Here is an 18,692-nt window from a genome sequence, read left to right as displayed (position 1 = left end):
CTAACCCACTGTTGTATGACAGAAGGAACAGGGTAAGCCTGTATTTTCGCCTACATGGCAAGCAAACCGCAAGGAATGCTGATGGAAGTGCAGGTAAAGGAGAATGGAGAAAGCGAATGCCATTTTGTAACGAAATGGATAGAATTTGTAACATTAATTCGCGTGAACGAGCAGACTTCCGTTTGTTCCCTCGTGACAAGAAACTTTGTTAACCACTTAAGGTAGGAAAGCAGATGATTACAAGTAAACCTGTAAGTGCATCTACCGAAAGCTTTGAAGCATGGAAGCAGTTGCCATGGAAGAAATGCCAGAAAGTTATTGTGAGGCTACAAAGACGTATTGTTAAGGCTGTCCAAAAAGGAAGATGGGGTAAGGTAAAAGCTTTACAACATCTTCTCACACGCTCTTTTAGCGGAAAAGCTTTGGCTGTTAAGAGAGTAACTGAAAACCAAGGAAAAAACACAGCGGGTGTAGATCGTCAATTATGGTCAACTTGCAATGCTAAATTTCAAGGAATAAAGCAGTTAAAGCAAAGAGGATATAAACCTTCTCCGCTAAAACGGATTTATATCAGTAAATCTAATGGCAAAAGAAGACCTCTTGGAATACCATCGATAAAAGATAGAGCCATGCAAGCATTATATCTGTTTGCTCTGGAACCGATAGCTGAAACAATCAGTGATCGTCACTCCTATGGCTTTAGGCCTAAAAGATCCTGTGCAGATGCTACAGTAGCTTGTCATTTGTTACTGGCAAGTCGTAATCAACTACAATGGATACTTGAAGGTGATATCAAAGGATGCTTTGACAACATTAATCATGAATGGCTTATGAAGCATATTCCTATGGAGAAGAAAATTCTGCATAGTTGGTTAAAAGCTGGCTTCCTAGAATCGAAAACTCTGTATCCCACAACTGCAGGTACCCCGCAAGGTGGTATAATTTCTCCAATACTAGCCAATTTAGCCTTAAACGGACTTGAAAAGTTATTGGAAAGTCGATTTGGTAAACTCGGCAGTAGAAGAAGAAACAAAATCAGAAGTGGAGTGAACGTAATCAGATACGCAGACGACTTTATTATTTCAGGTTTCACACATGAAGTACTGGAAAATGAAGTTAAGCCTTTAGTATCATCTTTTCTTCATGAGCAAGGTTTAATTCTTTCAGAAGAGAAGACAAAGATTACATCTATCACAACAGGGTTTGACTTTCTTGGTTGTAATGTACGTAGATATAATAAGAAGTTAATTATTAAACCTTCGAAAGAAAGTATTAAAAGACTTCTTAATAAAGCACGTACATTGATAAAAGCAAATATAGCGAACACTCAGGCTATAGTAATTAAGTCACTCAACTCTCTACTGAGAGGATGGGGAAATTACTATCACCATGTGTGTGCTAAAAAAGCGTTTAGAAAGATCGACAATGAAATTTGGCATAGTTTATGGAAATGGGCAAAAAAAAGACATCCTCGTAAAGGATTACGTTGGATAAAGAATCGTTACTTCAAAGTAATGGGTCAACGCCAATGGGTCTTTGCTGCACCCATATGCAAGAACAAACCAAAAGAGATACGGTATTTAAGACTGCTTAAGCTGATTGATATACCTATCAGACGACATGTTAAAATCAGAGCGGATGCAAATCCCCTTGACTTAAAATGGAAAAAGTATTTTGATGAGAGAGTGAAACGAACAAGAATGTTAGCAAGCTCTTTCTCAAGAGAAGGTTCTCTACTGTTGGTGTCACCATTAAGAATGATGTTTCCTGAGGAATCATGAAGGACAAGCCGGTTCTAGAAAAGAAGAACTTAGATAAGGGGCTCAAGCGTAGTGTGGGGAAACCTGCATGCTGCGTTTCTAAGGGAGGGGGTAGTAGTAATACTGCTTCCTTACCTGACCAAGTAAATTCTTATGCAAAAATTATTATCAAAAAGTAGAAGTGTCAGAGGCTTTACGTGCAATTAAATTTATTTAGCAATAATCAAGTTGATTATTGCTGGCAAAACTATATCACCTTAGACGAAAATAAGCACGTATATAACTCAATAGTTAACGATTTATCTTGGAAATGCCTGATTCTTTTTGGACCTAACAGCTCTGGAAAAACTCACCTTGCTCATATTTGGCAATCAATAAACAATGCAATTTTTATCAATGTGAATAATTTTGTAAGCGAAATTAGGTATAGCGATGCGTTTATTTTAGAGGATGTACAAAACATTAAAGATGAGGAAATGTTGTTACATTGTTATAATTATATGAAAGAAAATGATAAGAGACTGCTAATCACTTCTTCAATTTCACCAAAAAAGCTTAACTTCAAACTAAGAGATTTAAGCTCCCGAATATTGTCAACTACCAGCGTAAAAATTTTGCCTGCAAGTGAGGAATTATTAAGAATTATGCTAATAAAACGATTTTCAGATAAACAGTTAAAAATTGATTTAAAAGTGATTAATTATATTCTAGCAAGAATAGAACGTTCTTTCCACAGCATTAATAAAATTATAGAAAAAATAGATAGTGAATCCATAGGATCAAATGTAACCATTCCCTTTATTAACACTTTATTAAAAAAAAGTCCCAAGTGATTCCTTCTGCTGCAAGACATTTGTTATATATATTAAAGATTTATTAATACCCATACAATAATGAAGTTGAAATCACTATCTCTTTATGTTAAAATTACAATAAATACTATGATGTAATAAGCATAAACAGACATAGCTAAGGGATATTTTATATGATAGTAAAACTTACTTTACAGGATGTTTTTTATAGATTTGATGTTATAATTGAAACATGGTAAAAATAAGATCAAATTTAAAGAAAAGGTTAAAACAAAGGTTTGTAGTATTTACTTTATTGATAAATGTTTTATTTATCTCATATTTTCTTATAAAAAACACAAAAAATACTTTCAATCAAATTATAGTCAAAGAAATAAATATAGGAGCTGATAATGAAAAATAAACAACCACAAAATAAAAAAGAGGATCTTTACATAACGTATTACATAGATACTTTGGTTTCCGAAAAATCCTCTACACAAAATACTTTGGAAAGTTATCGTTCAGATTTACACCAACTTGAAAAATTTTTATTAGAAGGAGGCACTACCTTAGTTGGTGCAAGTAAAGCTAATATTAAAGATTATGTAAACTTTTTACGTACACAAAAGAAATATAAAACTAGCTCTATATCAAGAAAAATATCTGCTATCAAAAATTTCTATAAGTGCCTATTCAATGATGGAATAATAGATTTTAATCCAGCACCGGCTAATGATAATGAATTAAGAAATCCAAAAGTTTCCCGTCCTTTGCCTAAGTATTTAAGTGTTCAAGAAATATTTTTGCTCATGGAAACAGTAAAAAAATCAGCAAGCGGATCGAATAAAGAGATAAGCAGTAAAAGGCTATGTGCAATTTTAGATATTCTTTACTCTTCCGGGATGCGTGTTTCTGAACTAATCAATATGAAGTTATGTGAAGTATCACATTTAGTAAACAGTAATGGTAAGGAAGGCTACATAATAATAAAGGGAAAAAGTGGCAGAGAAAGGCAAATCTTTTTTAATCAACAAGCATTGCAAAGTCTTAAAAATTATTTATCAATTCGTGACAATCTGCTTCCTAAGAACAAAAAATCTGATTGGCTATTCCCAGGTGATAAACCTAATAAACCAATTACAAGGCAAAGAGTTGGTCAATTAATAAAGGAATTAGCAAGAAAGTGCGATATTGATGAAAATAAAATCTCTCCACATGTGATTAGGCATTCTCTTGCTACCCATCTACTGAATAGCGGAGCAAATATTGTGCTGATACAAAAAATTCTTGGCCATACTAATCTTTCTACAACACAAATATATACTCATATTGCTAACGAAAAGTTAAAGGACAAATTAGCTGATTCTCATCCTATTACTCAGATGATCAATAATTAAACTTATTGCTTTTAGTTTTGTAGTAAAGTTAAATTCAAATAAGTTTACGTGTGTTTGTGATTGCAAGTTTATTGTTTAATTTACTCTTTATATTATGGGAAGTATTCTATACTTTAATTACTCTCCCTGTAATTTGCTTTCCTGAGTGTGTAATAACCATTTTCCTTGTTTGCTCGGTGAGAGTTGTATTATTCATGTTGCGTTTATTATGTGGCATTAAATATGAAGTGAGGGGAATGGAAAACATTCCTAAGCAACCTTTTATAATTGCATCTAAACACCAATCTCCATTTGAAACATTTATTTTTATACTACTCTTTAGAAAAGCAGTTTTTATTTTAAAACGTGAATTGAAATGGATTCCATTCATTGGTTTGCATCTCATGGCATTAAAAATGATTTTTATTAACCGCTCAGATGGTATTAGTTCTGTGCGTCATATCATGAAATTAGCAAAAGTGTGTATAAAAGAAAATAGAGGCATAATAATATTTCCTGAAGGTACAAGAACAACTATAAACCAAAATATAAAATATCAATCGGGTATTGCTGCTTTATATAGCGTATTATCTGTTCCTGTGTTACCGATTGCTTTAAACACTGGTTTGTTTTGGCCAAAAAGCATACTTTCTCTGAGAAAGAATCCCGGAAAGGCGGTAATAGAAATATTACCTCCCATATATCCTGGGTTAAACAAAAATGAATTCTTGCAAAGTTTAGAAAAAATAATTGAAGAAAGAAGTAGTAGATTAATTGCAGAAAAAACTGATATTGCAAATTAACAAAAAAACTTTATAATTAAAAGAAAAGTACAGGTATTAATATATGGCAAATCATAAGAGTGCTAAAAAAATGATGAAGGTAATAGCAAAGCGTACTTTAGTAAATAAGATGCGAAAAAGCAAAACTCGTACTGCTATTAGAAGATTAGTTGATATAATCAAGTCTGGTGATAAAGAGAATGTTGTCTTGGCATTTCGGAATGCTGAATCCAATTTACACAAATGTGTAAATAAAGGTGTCATTCATAGGAATACTGCTGCGCGTAAAATAAGTCGCTTAAATGCAAGAGTAAAAGCATTGATGACAGCATAATATGGTTAATGTAAGGTTAACCGGATTAATGTATACTCTTCAATTTGTATATTCTGTATAAAATTAAGTAGCTCAAGTGATGGATAAAAAAGCATTATTGGAACTAAGTAATGGGTCAAAAATTGATCTGCCCGTATTAAGTGGAACAATAGGTCCTGGCGTGTTAAATATCAAGGATTTATATAAGAAGACAGGATTATTCACTTACGATCCAGGATTTGTTTCTACAGCTTCATGCCCTTCCACAATTACATTCATTGATGGAGATGAAGGAGTTCTTAAATATAGGGGACATAATATAGCTGATTTGGCAGAGAATAATAATTTTACTGCTGTGATTTATTTATTGCTCTATGGTGAATTACCCAGTTCAGAGCAACACAAAAAATTTCTTCTCAAAATACAAGAATCATCCAAAGTATCAGAGCAAGTTACAAATGTAATCAAAGCATTTCCAAAAACTGCTCACCCTATGTCGATTTTAGTTGCATGTTTTGCAAATTTGTCAGCGTCTTACCATGCAATGCATGGCAACAATGTCAATGGTGAAGATTTAGATTTTGGAATTTCTGCAATAGCAAAAGTTCCTGCAATTGTTGCAATGATTTATAGACATATCAACAATCAGAAATTCATAAATGCTAATAATAAATTAAGTTATAGTGAGAATTTCTTAAATATGGTATTTGGCAGTGCTGTTAATAATACCCTTTTTGTAAAAGCTCTGGATAAAATATTTACTCTCCATGCTGATCATGAACAGAATGCTTCTACAGCAGCTGTCAGATTGGTAGGGTCAGCTGGTTCTAATCTATTTGCAAGCCTGTCTGCAGGAGTTGCTACACTTTGGGGTCCAGCACACGGTGGAGCTAATGAGGCAGTTATAAATATGCTAAAAGAGATAGAGCAAAGTGGAGATGTATATAGATTCATTGAGAAAGCTAAAGATGATAAAGATCCATTTAAGCTAATGGGATTTGGACATCGTGTTTATAAAAACTATGATCCGCGCGCGCTTATATTAAAGGATGCTTGTCATGAGATTTTAAGCAAACTAGAGCAAAACAATGAATTACTTGAAATTGCAAAAAAACTTGAAGAAATAGCTTTAAAGGATGAGTATTTTATTACACGTAAGTTGTATCCAAATGTTGATTTTTACTCAGGTATAATAATGAATGCTATCGGTATCCCTTCAAGTATGTTTACACCCATTTTTGCACTTGCAAGAACCACTGGTTGGGTTGTTCAGTGGTATGAAATGGTAAACGATGAAGAAACCAAGATTTGTAGGCCAAGGCAGCTATACCTTGGCAAATAAACTTTCATTCACAATTCGTCCTCAAATAGTCTAATTTTCTTTAGCTATAAAATAGAGCAAATTGATTTTTACTAATTGATGTACGCTTTTTTGGAGAACATTGGCCAGACTGTGATACAGACGGTTGGTCAAGTGTTGGTTCGGGCTGATTAGAAAAAGATCGTGCTGAAGAAGCGCCAAAACCACTATCTTTAGCCGAATTATCATCTTTAATTCTTTGTGCATCTTCATCATAGTAATTGAGCCTAAGTAATTTTCTTGAGTTTCCAGTATGTGATTTACCTATAACTGAATTCTTAGGTGAACCACCAAAACCACTGTCTGCACTTGTATCTGCACTTGGTCCATCTATCCTTACTTTTTCAGAAGGGGCAAGAGTTTGTGGTTTCATAGCTGGCACACGCGCAGGATCAATGGACAGTTTATAATCCTTATTGATTACAGAGCTCTCTGTGATCTTATCCATCACGCAGTAAGCAATGTCTGGGTTAGCAAAATCTATTGCATATATTTGTTCGGCACCATATGTTGGAAGACCTCTTTCTGCAATATCATTTTTTACATCACGAAATACTTTTGTACCACCAAACACCTTATTATTAATATGATCAACTTCTTTCTCATTCAAAAACTTTACATGATCACCACAATCAACAATAGGAGCCAAAATTGAAAGCTCACCATTTTCTTTATGGGAAGCATGCCAGACAGAATCAATTGGTAGGTGCGGAAGTGATTTACGAATTAAATCAACCATTGCGAACTTCAGAATCTCAATAGTTTCATTTTCGTCCCTTGACATTTCAAGATTACGATATGTCAGAGATACCTTATCCATTACTACGTCTTTAATGAATTGAGGATTATCAAAAAAGCCTTTCTTTATATACACATCACTTCCTTTCTCTTCTAAAAAATCCTTAGTTTTTTTAGGACCATTTTTATAACTTTTCACCTTTGATGAAAATGAGTTTACAAGAGAATTTTGTAATTCTCTATTCTTAAAGCGTATACAGTATAAATAGGATTTTCTGTCAAAGCTCACCTCGCGTGTATTATCATCCACATAATCTTGATCAGAGTAACTTTCCATAATAACATTTGTTGTAAACTGTACTAGTGAATTAGCTAGCAAATACTTTAGATTACGAACTACTTCTTTTTCAATTGGCACTGAAAACCTATGTTTGCTACTATCTGTAGTCCATTTTCCTTGATTAAAGTTAAAAGGAAAAGAGTCTGTATAAAAAAGATCATCGGCAGCACTTTCACTTCCACAAAACTCTTCTACTATACTCCCTCTCATATTAATCAAGTACTCTCTGCACTGATCAATATTCATATTTTTATCAAATGAGAGAACAATATGATCTTCTTCTACAGTGAGATTAGTAATAAAAGTCTCATCAAAAAGAAGAACACTATTAAACGCTTTTACTAATTCTCGATTTATTTGATTTGTACTAGGCATAACGCCACCCCCCTAAACTAATATAATTATTTACTGCTACCCTGACCACTTTTACTACTACTGGATTGATTTTGCTTCATTCGTTCTTGTTCACGCTTAATCATATCGCTGAAGTTATCTATTCTCTTTGGATCTAAATCTTTTTTATAAATCCTTGTTCTCCCTGAATCAAGTACTTTTTTATTTGGATCATTATTGCCATGCATATCAACCTCTAAATTATTATGCAATGAGTATATTAAGAATCAATTGTCAGCACAAGCAGTTTTTTTACATAAATTTTACTCACCATTTTTATACTCCTGGATTCCAGACTGGGATGACAAGAGAGAGACCTACATTGGAATAACAACGGAGGGGCTACTTGTATGACAGCCTTTTAAAATTGGTGTGACACCTTTGTGGTACACAACCTTTGGTGCATTATGCACTCAAGACAATGTCATTCCAGTGCTTGACACTGGAATCTAGTAAATTTATTTATTATATATGAAAGGTTATTATATTTATATACTTGCAAGTGAACGCAATGGAACCCTATATATAGGTATAACATCAAATTTAACTAAACGAATTTGGGAACACAAAAGCAAAGCCATCTCTGGTTTTACGTCAAAGTACAATGTTTGTAAACTAGTCTATTTTGAAGAATTTCAAGACATAAATTTAGCAATTAGTAGAGAAAAACTCCTGAAAAGTTGGCAGAGAAAATGGAAAATAAACTTAATTGAAAAAACAAATCAAGAATGGAAAGATGGTATGAATAAGTATTGCTTGGTTGTAAGCAAGAGAAGATAATAACTTCTCAGAGTGGACTAGGTGGCAGGTTGGATATTTTTCTGAAGCACTTTCTGCTCTTATATGAAGAATAGAAAGAAGACTTCGTAGGAGAGATTAACTGCCCCTGCCACCGAAAATCATCGTGAGGCTCACAAAATGTGATGTGATGACCTCGTATAGGAGTTTGGAACAACTGGCAATATTCTACTCTGATATATTGAAATATGCAATTGGAGGAAAAAATATGCGTCACATTGGAGTTGATTTACATACCAATAGTTTTACTGCTTGTTACTTACAGGAAGGGAAACCTGAGCATATTCAAACGTTTCGCTTAAAAGACTTGGATAATTTCACCAAAGATCTTCAAGAAACAGATGAAGTAGCCATAGAAGCAACAGGTAATAGCTGTTTCTTTTATGATGCAGTTTCACCTTACGTTAAATGCATAGTAATAATTGCTCCTGGGCAGTTTGAAGTTGTTCGTCGCTCTGTGAACAAAACAGATAAGCATGATGCACGAGCTATTGCTTTCTTTCTCAGCAAAGATATGTTGCCTGAGGCAAGGTGCAAAAACAAACAATGCCAGCAGTTAGCTTCTCTTCTTCAAACGAGAGATCAGTTAGTAAAGTCACGGGTATCTTTAATCAATAAAGTTCATGGTCTTTTTAATTACCATGGAATAAAAATTAAAAAAGAAGTACTTACAACTAAAGTAGGATTTGAACGTGCTACTCAAAAGCATAATTGGGATCCTTTAGAAAAAGTTGAAATTGAAGTGATTAGCTATCATTTAGAAGCTATCCGAGAAAGCCTTAAAAAGCTTGAAAAGGAAATTATAGCTTTCGCTAAACAACTTCCTGGGTTCAGCAATCTTATCAGCATAAAGGGAATAGGTCCAATTTCTGCAGCTGTTTTTATTGTAACAATTGGAGACATTAATGATTTCCGTAGACCTGAGAAACTTACTGCATATTTTGGAGTTGTACCAAGAGTTTCTCAATCTAATCAGCAATGTACAATTGGAAGAATTACCAAACGAGGGTCAAAAATAGCGCGTACTTCTTTAGTTCAATGTACTTGGATTGCTGTACGTTACAGTCCTTACTTGAAAAGCTTTTATGAACATATAAAAAAGAAGCGTGGTTCTGCTAAGGCTATAACTGCTACTGCTAGAAAATTTCTTATAACTATTTTCTACACTCTTAAAAATAACTGGGTTTTTAAAGATTTTACAAAATTTGAAATTTCTATTGGACAATAATCATAGGAGATTTATATGATGAAATTGTGTCTGGATGACAGTGTCTGAGTACACAACTTTATGAATATTGTAATCGAAACAGACCAAGAAAGATGTTATGCCGCCATTACTAGTTTTTCTTCTGGATTCCAGTGCCTATTTTCTTGTCATTCCAGCGTCTATTTTTCTGTCATCCCAGTGCTTGACACTGGGATCCACTCTTTTCCTAATCTCATCAACTTAGCATTACCTTATGTATCCAACATTTCTGGATCCCAGTGTCAAGCACTGGGATGACACCAAAGGAGCTTGCTCGCATGACACCGAAGGAGCTACTTGGATGACATTCCGCCATGTCATTCCAGCACTTGATGCTGGAATCTAGAAGAGAAAATGGATCCTAGACTGAAATAACAACTCTTTTAAACTAAGTTCTCTGGATCCCAGACTGGGATGACATCAAAGGGGCTACTGCATGACACCGAAGGGACTACTCACATGACACCCCTTTGGTACATTACACACTGATTTCCATTCAAGACGGTGTCATTCCAGCACTTGATGCTGGAATCCAGATAAAAAACCAGTCTGGAATGAAAAAAAGAGAGAGAACCTTTACATACCTCTCTCTTTGACTGAAGAAGCGTGGTTTTCAACTCTCACATCATCAGTTAATCCTCCTGGCAATTCCACAGCAGCATTAGACTTTTGCTTATTATTCATTGAACGATTACACTCAGGAGATCGCTTTTTACCCTTCGTACCTAAATTACTGTATCTTTTAACTCTCCTGTGTTCCTTTTGCTGTGGAGCAGGTGGACAGACAGCTAATTTTGGTTTTTCAGTTTTCCCTTCTTTTGCTTCTTTCTTTTCTTTATTCATTTTCTCCAGTTTTTGTACTTCACTATTTTTGTGACTTATAACAGATTTAGGTAGAGTGTCTACTAATTTTTCTATAGGCTTTGGTAAAATAGCACGTTCTTGCTTGTCTAGAACAATTGGCATTGGAACTTGAGATGAAAAATTAAATAGGGAAATTGGTGTGATTTCATTCACTTTTGTTTCTATTTCTTGATGAACTTCTTTTGATTCTGCTTTTTCTGCTTTTTTGTCTCTTTTTTCCTCAGTTACATCTTGCTCTACTACTGCTGCTAAATCAACTGCAAAAATTTCTGCAAACATTGCAATGACTGAGCCCACGAGAAAAGTTTGAAGCTTCAATTTTAAATTTTGCAACGCTTGCAAACGTTCGAGTATTGCTATTTCTTCTTCGGGAGATAATCCACCACTGAGTAATTTCTCCTGCAATTCTTTTATCTCTTTGTCTAGCCTTTTATCCCGGCTTAAGTCTAAATCTTTTTTGAAGATCTTTTTAACTAATTCCTTAAGCTTATCACGCAAAAACTTAATTATCGAAAGAAGCAGATTTTTCTCTTTCTTCTCCTTGAGCATTTTGTAGACTTTCGGATCTACATTTACTTCAAAAAGATTAAAGAGGGATTCAAAGAAATTTGCGAATACCCCTTGATTATCATCAGTAAAGTAATCCTCATTATCTTTTATCTGTAGCTCTACTTGAGATAATGTTTCATCAATGCAACTCGCAGCCTGACGCTCAAGCTCTATTCTCTTGAACTCAGCTTTCCTAGCAAGCTCCTCCATGAATCCTTTTAATTCATTGAGCTTCTGCTCTGCAGAGAGATCTTGCTCCCTGATTCGACTAATGAAGATTGAGCTACCGTCCTCTTCGTTGTTATTGATTAAAAAATTTTCCATTGTTTTTTCTCCATTAATTGAATTACTGTTTCTATAATTGTTTAGAAAGTTTTTTACCATTTTATCTTAAGTCTATAAAACACAATAACTCAATCTTACAATATGAAGTATTTAATAAATATTAATCTTAAAAAATATCAATAACTTATTAATATCTTTGCATTTATGCTATATATAGCCTAGCATATATTACGTAATTTTTCAAGAACATATTCACTATAACAGAAGACTTTCTTATTTGCCTCTAAAACACCTGCAAACCATATAATAAGAGAATATTATAATATTTAGTGTAATACTATACAATGTGATAAAATATAGTATAATACTAGTATACCACTGAATTAATACTGAGATATTCCTTTGCTTGATCAGTTAAAACACGTCCTCTTGGTGTGCGCTTTACGAAACTGACCTTGATTAAATAAGGTTCTACTGTTTCTTCAATATTGCCAACATCTTCAGATAGTGCAATAGATATGGTGTCAATTCCAACAGGTCCTGAGGTGTTAAACAAAAATCTTAGATAATCCATATCTAATTTATTTAGTCCCATTTTATCTATACCCAATTTTGACAGTGCAGAACCGGCGATTTCATGGGTAATTTTTTTATCATCTTTTACTTCAACAAAATCTCTTATTCTTCTGAGTAATCTCAAAGCAATTCTTGGAGTACCGCGGGCACGGCAGGCAATTTCCTGCACAGCATCCTTTTCGATTTCAGCACAAAGAACTCTTGCACCTCTTTTTATAATATCAACCAGTTCCTCAAAAGAATAAAACTCAAGATGTAGGGGAATACCAAAACGATCCCTCAGCGGTGCAGAAAGCAGTCCAAGCCGTGTTGTTGCCCCAATCAGTGTAAATGGTGGTAAATCTATTCTTAAAGTTCTGGTAGATGGGCCCTCACCTACTAGTATATCTAGGCAAAAATCTTCCATAGCAGTATACAAAACTTCCTCAATGCTACGATTTAATCTATGGATCTCATCGATAAATAGAACATCTTTTGCATTTAAAGTAGTGAGCACTGAAGCTAAGTCCCCAGCTTTACTAAGCAATGGACCAGAAGTTGCACGAAAGCTAACCCTTAACTCCTTAGAGACAATTTGTGCTAAAGTTGTTTTACCAAGCCCTGGAGGACCATAGAGCAATACGTGATCCAAAGCTTCAGCTCTCGTCTGTGCAGCATTTATAAACACTTTTAAATTTTGTATTAAGTCTTTTTGCCCGACAAAATCATCAAGTTGCTCAGGCCTGATATTTAAATTACGTACATCTTCAGAGTATTCCTTACTACATGATATTGACTTCATATTGTTTTAAGCGCCATACGAATAATATCTTTAGTGTCCAAGTTTGGTGATTCATCTTCTATTTTTTTTATTGTATCATAAGCTTTTGTTCTTTCATATCCAAGATTGATCAAAGCTGAAAGAGCATCTTCACTAATTGAGTGAAAATGATTGTTATTTGTCTCTAATTTACTTACTTTACCATTCAGCTCAGTAATAACTCGATTTATGAGTTTTAGGCCAAGTCCACTCACCTTAAGTGCTAGTTTATCCTCATTTATAATTGCCAAAAACAGTTGCTCTGGAGTTAATTTGCTCAAAATTGACATTGCGGTTTTATAGCTGACACCGCTCACTTTAACTAATAAACGCAGACACTGCTGTTCTTCTTTACTTATAAAGCCATATAGCTGAGTAACGTTTTCTCTGCTATTTACATAAGTGTCGATAAGTAATTTTACTCTACTTCCAATCGAACAAGCACTTAAAGTTTTGGCTGAAAGATATACTATGTAGCCAACATCATTCACATTCAGGATTATGTGATCGCTACACACCTCATCAACTATTCCTCTTAGATTTCCTATCATTTTTAGTACTTTATAAAATTCAGTTTAAATGCTCCTGAATCTTAGGTCAAGCAAACGAACATTATAGAAGTGATTCCAGTTTCAATCATTGTAGACAGGTTTGCAGGAAATCTATTTGAATATATTATTCCGGACCAGTATGTGACTGGACCACGGAGTTACTTCAGCAGCAGAATTGCGGTCTATTAACTAAGTAATAGAAATTTCTATCTTTGGCAAAATAAAGGTAATTGTTTGCTGTTTGCAAAAATATTTGCATAATTTAAGTAACATTACTTGATAAGAATTAACTATGGAGCTTAATAAGATTGCAGCATCGATTTTACTTTCTGGATTAATAATTATGATAGTTAGTAATGTAGTTGATATGCTCTATAACCCAGAGGATTATAAAATTGAACACCAAACAATAGTAGCAGCCAGCAATGAACCTCAGCAAAAGATTGAACAAGTGGCACTTGATATTGGGGAGCTCATGCAAAATGCTAGCTTTGAAAAGGGGAAGTCAGCAGCAAAAAAATGTATAGCTTGCCACAGTTTTGAGAAAGGTGGAATGAATAAAGTAGGACCAAACTTGTGGAACGTAGTTGAAAATAAAAAGGCCCATCTTCACAGTTCATTCAATTACTCAAAAGCACTGCTTGAAAAAGGTGGAAAATGGGGATATGAAGAATTATTTACTTTTTTAAAAAATCCAAAAGCCTATATAAAAGGTACACGTATGGCATTTGCAGGCATTTCCAATCCACAAGAAATTGCAGATCTAGTCAGCTATTTGCGTTCGATGAGCGATAGTCCGGTTGCCTTGCCAAAGTAGTATGAATTATTGTAAATTACTTAATGGAAGTAATGACCATATAGCATATCGAAAGCTACAAGGAAATAAAGCTTCCATAGTTTTTTTTGGTGGTTTTGCATCCAATATGGATGGAACTAAAGCAACTGCCATTTACAAATTTTGCCAAGAAAATGATGTAGCACTTGTGCTCTTTGATTATTTTGGCCACGGTAATTCAAGCGGTGACTTCGCTGATTATACAATAAGTGATTGGCAAAAAAATTGTGCTAAAGTGATAAGCGAATTAACTAGCAGCAAACAAATAATTATAGGCTCAAGTATGGGGGGATGGCTGATGCTGCTCACTGCCCTTCAATTTCCAGAAAAAACTGCAGCGCTAATTGGTATATCGTCTGCTCCTGACTTCACTGAAGATTTAATATTTAATCAATTGTCGGGTAGGCAAAAAGAAGAGCTGTGTTCTAAAGGTGTAATAGATTTTACTTCAGGGCACTGCGCATACAAAATAACTAAAAATTTGATCGAGGATGGCAGAAAGAATCTCCTTTTAAATCAAGAAACAATAGATATAAACTGTCCTGTGCGTTTATTGCACAGCATTAACGATAGAGATATTCCTTATCAAATTTCATTAAATTTAGCTAAAAAAATCAAATCAACAGACGTTGAAGTACACTTAATAAAATCAGCAGAGCACAATATGTCTGATAATTATTCACTGAAAATTTTATTTAAGACCATCAGAGAATTTTTACCAGAAGAAATATATAATTGAAGTAGCTCAGATTTGCAAGGTATGTTTATCTGGAATTATAGCTTCAGCAGTAAGCAATGTTACTCTTAATGACCTCAACATTTTCCCTTGGCAACTCTTTGATGAATCGAGAAGTGTACATTGGTTGCCATTGGTTATTCATTTCCCTTCTGTCTGCACATGAAATGATTAACCTTTCCTTTGCCCTGGTTATGCCAACATATGCAAGTCTCCTTTCTTCTTCTAAAGCTTTACCACTTTTATCTTCAAAAGATCTTTGATGAGGAAATAATCCCTCTTCCCAACCAGGTAGAAACACGCACGGGAATTCAAGTCCTTTGGCTGCATGAAGAGTCATAACATATACGGTGTCATCGTTATTCATATTATCCACTTCCATCACTAGACTTATATGCTCCAAGAAAGTTGTGGCATTATCGAAATTTTTTAAAGATGAGATGAGCTCCTTGACATTTTCTATTCGTACTAAGCCTGTTACCTCCTCATTTTCAAGCATTTCAATATACCCTGATTGGTTTGCTACGATTTTAACGAATTCATGCAGTGGTTTTACACTTACTATTTCTTCCCAAGCTTTAATTTTATTTAAAAAATCATTTAGTGAGAGTTTAATTCTTTCGGTTACTTGATCACTATTAACCAATATTTTTGCTGCCTCAAAAAAAGAAATTTTGTTATCCTGAGCAGTCGTGTATATTTTCTTTAGAGTTGTAGCTCCTATGCTTCTTTTTGGCCGATTTACGATCCTTTCGAAAGCTAAGTCATCGTTATTGTTTGTAACGAATCTTAAATATGCAATTATATCCCTGACTTCCTGACGTTCGTAGAATTTTACACCACTTATAATCTTGTAGGGAATTGAATATTTTATAAAATACTCTTCCAGAACTCTAGTCTGAAAAGTCGCCCTTACCAGCACTGCAATGTCACTAAATCTGTATTTATTGAGCTTTAATATCTGTTCGCTTATGAACCTTGCTTCAGCTTTTCCGTCCCATAATTTTATTAGATTTACCTTTTCCCCTTCAACGTTTGTTGTCCACAATTTTTTTTCTAAGCGAGTCTTATTGTGATTGATAACATATGACGCAGTTGCAAGTATGTGGGATGTTGACCTGTAGTTACACTCCAGTTTAAAGGTTTTTGCATTTTTAAAATCATCGGAAAATTTCAAAATATTTTCAACTTCTGCACCACGCCAACTGTATATCGACTGGTCATCATCTCCTACACAGCAAATATTTGAATGCTCTTTTGCAAGGTATTTTAGCCAAAGATATTGTATTGCATTTGTATCTTGATACTCATCTACCATGACATACTTAAACTTGTTTTGGTAGTAAGATAGAACCTCAGTCTTTTTATTAAAAAGTTGTATGTTATATAACAATAAGTCACCAAAATCGACAGAGTTAAGGAATTTTAACCTTTCCTGATACTGGTAATAGACTTTGAGTGCAGTTACGTAAACTGGCCTAAATGATTGAACATCTTCCACTTCAGACGGCAATAAACACTTCTCTTTCCACTGCTGGATGATATTCATAATGGTCTTACATTTTTCTGATAGGTAATCAGGGCTTATTTCATTAATAATATTTTTTATTACCTGTAATTGATCATCCACACCAATAATTGTAAAATTGCAATTTAAGCCTACAATTTCAGCATGATGACGTAAAATTTTCGCTGCAATTGCATGGAAAGTGCCAAGCCATGGTATGTTTGTACCCGTTAGCTCAAGCACTCTTGATACCATCTCATTTGCTGCTTTATTTGTAAATGTAACTGCTAAGATCTCATCAGAGTAAGCATAGCCATTTCGAATTATGTGCGCTATCCTTGAAGTGATCGTTCTTGTTTTTCCTGTTCCGGCTCCTGCTAGTATCAAAACTGGTCCATTCACGTTAGTTACAGCTAATTGTTGCTCTGGATTTAGCAGTGAGAGATAATCGTTCATTGAAGCCCTATAGACTATAACTTCGTAAAGTTAAACCTATGATCCAAATATTGTAAAGATTTTATTGAATAGAACAGTTTAAAGAATGCTTCACTCAAGTACTACATATTTAAACGTAGGTTTTTTATCTATCTTGTTTTAGTAGCTTCAGGTGTATGTCGAGTAACAACAACTTGATTTGAGGTATTGGCACTAGAGCTTCTGCTTGTTGGATGAATAGGTGGAGTTTGGAATGGCTTATATGTACGGTTTAGCTCCTTCATTTCTACTTCTTCAACTTCAACAAGGAGTTTTTCCTTTGGGGTATAGTGATTACACATTGCAGGTCGTTCAGTGAGATTTTCATATGTTTCTTTCAACCAAGCTCCAATATCATATATAAATCCATATGCTTTTTCTTTAAATTCTCTCAATGATCTACTGAAACTTGCTAATGTGTTATTAAAGTAAATTGTCATATAGTCTCTTGTGGTGTATTGATAACTTTCTCCATTTAATCTGCTACTTTGTGCGTTAGAACTATTGTTGCTTTTGAAATAACCAAATATGTTGTACATTTTGAGCTATCGCTGACTATTAATATGTATACATTATATATTAATAAATCAAGATTGTCAAGAGTGTTTATTGCATTACTGAGGAGCTGAAGCTTGTAGTACGATGTTTTCAAATCTTTAATATAGTATTGACTTTACAGCAACAATTACCTTAAGTTAGTAACTATTGTTGCAGTTAAAAGTATCAATGCATTTTTTCTTTTATTTTTTTGCAATTCTAAGCATCTTATCTGCTGTTTGTGTAATTAGCGTAAGGAATCCTGTGCATGCAGTGTTATTTTTAATTTTCACTTTCGTTAATTCTGCAGTGCTTTTTATTCTCCTTGGAGCTGAATTCATTGCTATGATGGTGCTAATAGTATACATCGGTGCAGTTGCAGTGTTGTTCCTCTTTGTAGTTATGATGCTCGATATTGATTACATAAGGTTGCGCCAGGGTTTTGCGAAGCATTTCACTCTTGGTGCTATATTATGTGTTGTGTTTTTTCTAGTCATCAGCTTTGTAATCCGCAGCTCAGCACCCAACATAAGCAATGTTATAAACTATAATACTAATAACGTGAAAGCTATTGGTAATTTGCTCTACACTGACTACATGTACGCTTTTCATCTCTCTGGTATTCTGCTGCTTGTTGCAATTGTTGGTGCAATTGCTCTTACTTTGCAGGACAAGAAAAAAAGAGTTAAAAAACAGAATGTATTAAAGCAATTGATACAATCTTCATCTGTAAAATTGGTTAAGGCTAAATTTGGAAAAGGAGTAGAATGGAAATAGGATTAAATCACTTTTTGATAATTGCTGCTGTTTTGTTCACTATTGGGATGTGTGGTATTTTCATCAACCGTAAGAGCATAATCAACATACTGTTATCAATAGAAATATTATTGCTGGCGATTAACATCAATTTAGTTGCTTTTTCTGCCTTTATGAATGATATAGTTGGGCAAATTTTTGTGATGTTTGTGTTGACTGTTGCGGCAGCAGAGTCAGGAGTTGGGCTTGCAATATTGGTTGTATATTATAGAAGCCGTGGCAATATAGACGTTGAACAAGCAAATTTAATGAAAGAATGAAAG

General features: G+C 34.2%; 21 protein-coding genes. 14 read left to right on the top strand and 7 right to left on the bottom strand.

What is annotated here, in order from left to right; genetic code table 11:
* Positions 1–233 precede the first annotated feature (233 nt).
* The 7 genes from ltrA (at position 234) to EJB00_RS02275 (ending at position 6,367) form a co-directional block, all read left to right on the top strand.
* On the top strand, positions 234–1,781 hold the full coding sequence (gene ltrA, locus EJB00_RS02300) for a group II intron reverse transcriptase/maturase (RefSeq protein ID WP_135352711.1): 1,548 nt from the start codon (positions 234–236) through the stop codon (positions 1,779–1,781).
* A complete protein-coding gene (locus EJB00_RS06210) occupies positions 1,778–1,939 on the top strand; it encodes a hypothetical protein (RefSeq protein WP_167470140.1) in 162 nt (53 codons plus the stop codon). Before ltrA ends, EJB00_RS06210 begins: the two co-directional genes overlap by 4 nt.
* An 18-nt stretch (positions 1,940–1,957) precedes the next feature.
* Complete coding sequence (locus tag EJB00_RS02295) at positions 1,958–2,593, top strand: DnaA ATPase domain-containing protein (RefSeq protein WP_015588224.1); 636 nt, start codon at positions 1,958–1,960, stop codon at positions 2,591–2,593.
* A 371-nt stretch (positions 2,594–2,964) separates the two neighbouring features.
* A complete protein-coding gene (locus tag EJB00_RS02290) occupies positions 2,965–3,951 on the top strand; it encodes a site-specific tyrosine recombinase (RefSeq protein ID WP_015588226.1) in 987 nt (328 codons plus the stop codon).
* A gap of 56 nt (positions 3,952–4,007) precedes the next feature.
* Positions 4,008–4,733, top strand: coding sequence for a lysophospholipid acyltransferase family protein (locus tag EJB00_RS02285; RefSeq protein WP_135352752.1), 726 nt, complete (start codon positions 4,008–4,010; stop codon positions 4,731–4,733).
* A 43-nt stretch (positions 4,734–4,776) separates the two neighbouring features.
* Positions 4,777–5,046, top strand: a complete 270-nt coding sequence (gene rpsT / locus EJB00_RS02280; RefSeq protein ID WP_015588228.1) for a 30S ribosomal protein S20 — start codon at positions 4,777–4,779, stop codon at positions 5,044–5,046.
* 79 nt (positions 5,047–5,125) lie between these two features.
* Positions 5,126–6,367 (top strand): citrate synthase, encoded by a 1,242-nt coding sequence (locus EJB00_RS02275; protein WP_015588229.1) that lies wholly within the window; start codon positions 5,126–5,128, stop codon positions 6,365–6,367.
* 40 nt (positions 6,368–6,407) lie between these two features.
* Here EJB00_RS02275 and EJB00_RS02270 read toward each other — a convergent pair whose 3' ends face one another.
* Entirely contained in the window at positions 6,408–7,838 is a 1,431-nt protein-coding gene (locus EJB00_RS02270) for a hypothetical protein (protein ID WP_135352751.1), read from the bottom strand.
* Positions 7,839–7,864: 26 nt separating this feature from the next.
* Entirely contained in the window at positions 7,865–8,044 is a 180-nt protein-coding gene (locus EJB00_RS02265; RefSeq protein ID WP_041581345.1) for a hypothetical protein, read from the bottom strand.
* A gap of 283 nt (positions 8,045–8,327) precedes the next feature.
* Between EJB00_RS02265 and EJB00_RS02260 the strand changes: the two genes are divergently transcribed.
* The 3 genes from EJB00_RS02260 to EJB00_RS06520 all read left to right on the top strand — a co-directional run bounded on the left by EJB00_RS02260 (position 8,328) and on the right by EJB00_RS06520 (position 10,158).
* Positions 8,328–8,636, top strand: coding sequence for a GIY-YIG nuclease family protein (locus EJB00_RS02260; RefSeq protein ID WP_135352750.1), 309 nt, complete (start codon positions 8,328–8,330; stop codon positions 8,634–8,636).
* Positions 8,637–8,862: 226 nt separating this feature from the next.
* Complete coding sequence (locus EJB00_RS02255; RefSeq protein ID WP_135352712.1) at positions 8,863–9,882, top strand: IS110 family RNA-guided transposase; 1,020 nt, start codon at positions 8,863–8,865, stop codon at positions 9,880–9,882.
* Positions 9,883–9,942: 60 nt separating this feature from the next.
* On the top strand, positions 9,943–10,158 hold the full coding sequence (locus EJB00_RS06520; RefSeq protein WP_251373714.1) for a hypothetical protein: 216 nt from the start codon (positions 9,943–9,945) through the stop codon (positions 10,156–10,158).
* A 318-nt stretch (positions 10,159–10,476) separates the two neighbouring features.
* Here the strand turns inward: EJB00_RS06520 and EJB00_RS02245 are convergent, their stop codons facing one another.
* The 3 genes from EJB00_RS02245 to ruvA form a co-directional block, all read right to left on the bottom strand.
* Positions 10,477–11,697, bottom strand: a complete 1,221-nt coding sequence (locus EJB00_RS02245) for a hypothetical protein (RefSeq protein WP_135352800.1) — start codon at positions 11,695–11,697, stop codon at positions 10,477–10,479.
* 268 nt (positions 11,698–11,965) lie between these two features.
* A complete protein-coding gene (gene ruvB / locus EJB00_RS02240) occupies positions 11,966–12,955 on the bottom strand; it encodes a Holliday junction branch migration DNA helicase RuvB (protein ID WP_015588233.1) in 990 nt (329 codons plus the stop codon).
* Positions 12,952–13,524, bottom strand: coding sequence for a Holliday junction branch migration protein RuvA (gene ruvA / locus EJB00_RS02235; protein ID WP_015588234.1), 573 nt, complete (start codon positions 13,522–13,524; stop codon positions 12,952–12,954). The genes ruvB and ruvA overlap by 4 nt, the downstream gene beginning before the upstream one ends.
* 292 nt (positions 13,525–13,816) lie before the next feature.
* Between ruvA and EJB00_RS02230 the strand changes: the two genes are divergently transcribed.
* Both EJB00_RS02230 and EJB00_RS02225 read left to right on the top strand, forming a co-directional pair.
* A complete protein-coding gene (locus tag EJB00_RS02230; RefSeq protein WP_015588235.1) occupies positions 13,817–14,341 on the top strand; it encodes a c-type cytochrome in 525 nt (174 codons plus the stop codon).
* 1 nt (position 14,342) lies between these two features.
* Positions 14,343–15,098 (top strand): alpha/beta hydrolase, encoded by a 756-nt coding sequence (locus tag EJB00_RS02225; protein ID WP_015588236.1) that lies wholly within the window; start codon positions 14,343–14,345, stop codon positions 15,096–15,098.
* Between the two features lie 43 nt (positions 15,099–15,141).
* Here EJB00_RS02225 and EJB00_RS02220 read toward each other — a convergent pair whose 3' ends face one another.
* Both EJB00_RS02220 and EJB00_RS02215 read right to left on the bottom strand, forming a co-directional pair.
* On the bottom strand, positions 15,142–17,058 hold the full coding sequence (locus EJB00_RS02220) for an ATP-dependent helicase (protein ID WP_015588237.1): 1,917 nt from the start codon (positions 17,056–17,058) through the stop codon (positions 15,142–15,144).
* 128 nt (positions 17,059–17,186) lie between these two features.
* Positions 17,187–17,615, bottom strand: a complete 429-nt coding sequence (locus EJB00_RS02215; RefSeq protein ID WP_015588238.1) for a WD_0964 family protein — start codon at positions 17,613–17,615, stop codon at positions 17,187–17,189.
* A gap of 187 nt (positions 17,616–17,802) precedes the next feature.
* Between EJB00_RS02215 and EJB00_RS02210 the strand changes: the two genes are divergently transcribed.
* Complete coding sequence (locus EJB00_RS02210; protein WP_135352799.1) at positions 17,803–18,390, top strand: NADH-quinone oxidoreductase subunit J; 588 nt, start codon at positions 17,803–17,805, stop codon at positions 18,388–18,390.
* Complete coding sequence (gene nuoK, locus EJB00_RS02205; protein WP_015588240.1) at positions 18,381–18,689, top strand: NADH-quinone oxidoreductase subunit NuoK; 309 nt, start codon at positions 18,381–18,383, stop codon at positions 18,687–18,689. The genes EJB00_RS02210 and nuoK overlap by 10 nt, the downstream gene beginning before the upstream one ends.
* Positions 18,690–18,692: the final 3 nt, after the last annotated feature.

It is taken from the genome of Wolbachia endosymbiont of Drosophila mauritiana, from assembly GCF_004795975.1.
Lineage (GTDB): Bacteria > Pseudomonadota > Alphaproteobacteria > Rickettsiales > Anaplasmataceae > Wolbachia.
This window is presented reverse-complemented; position numbering and strand designations above follow the sequence as displayed.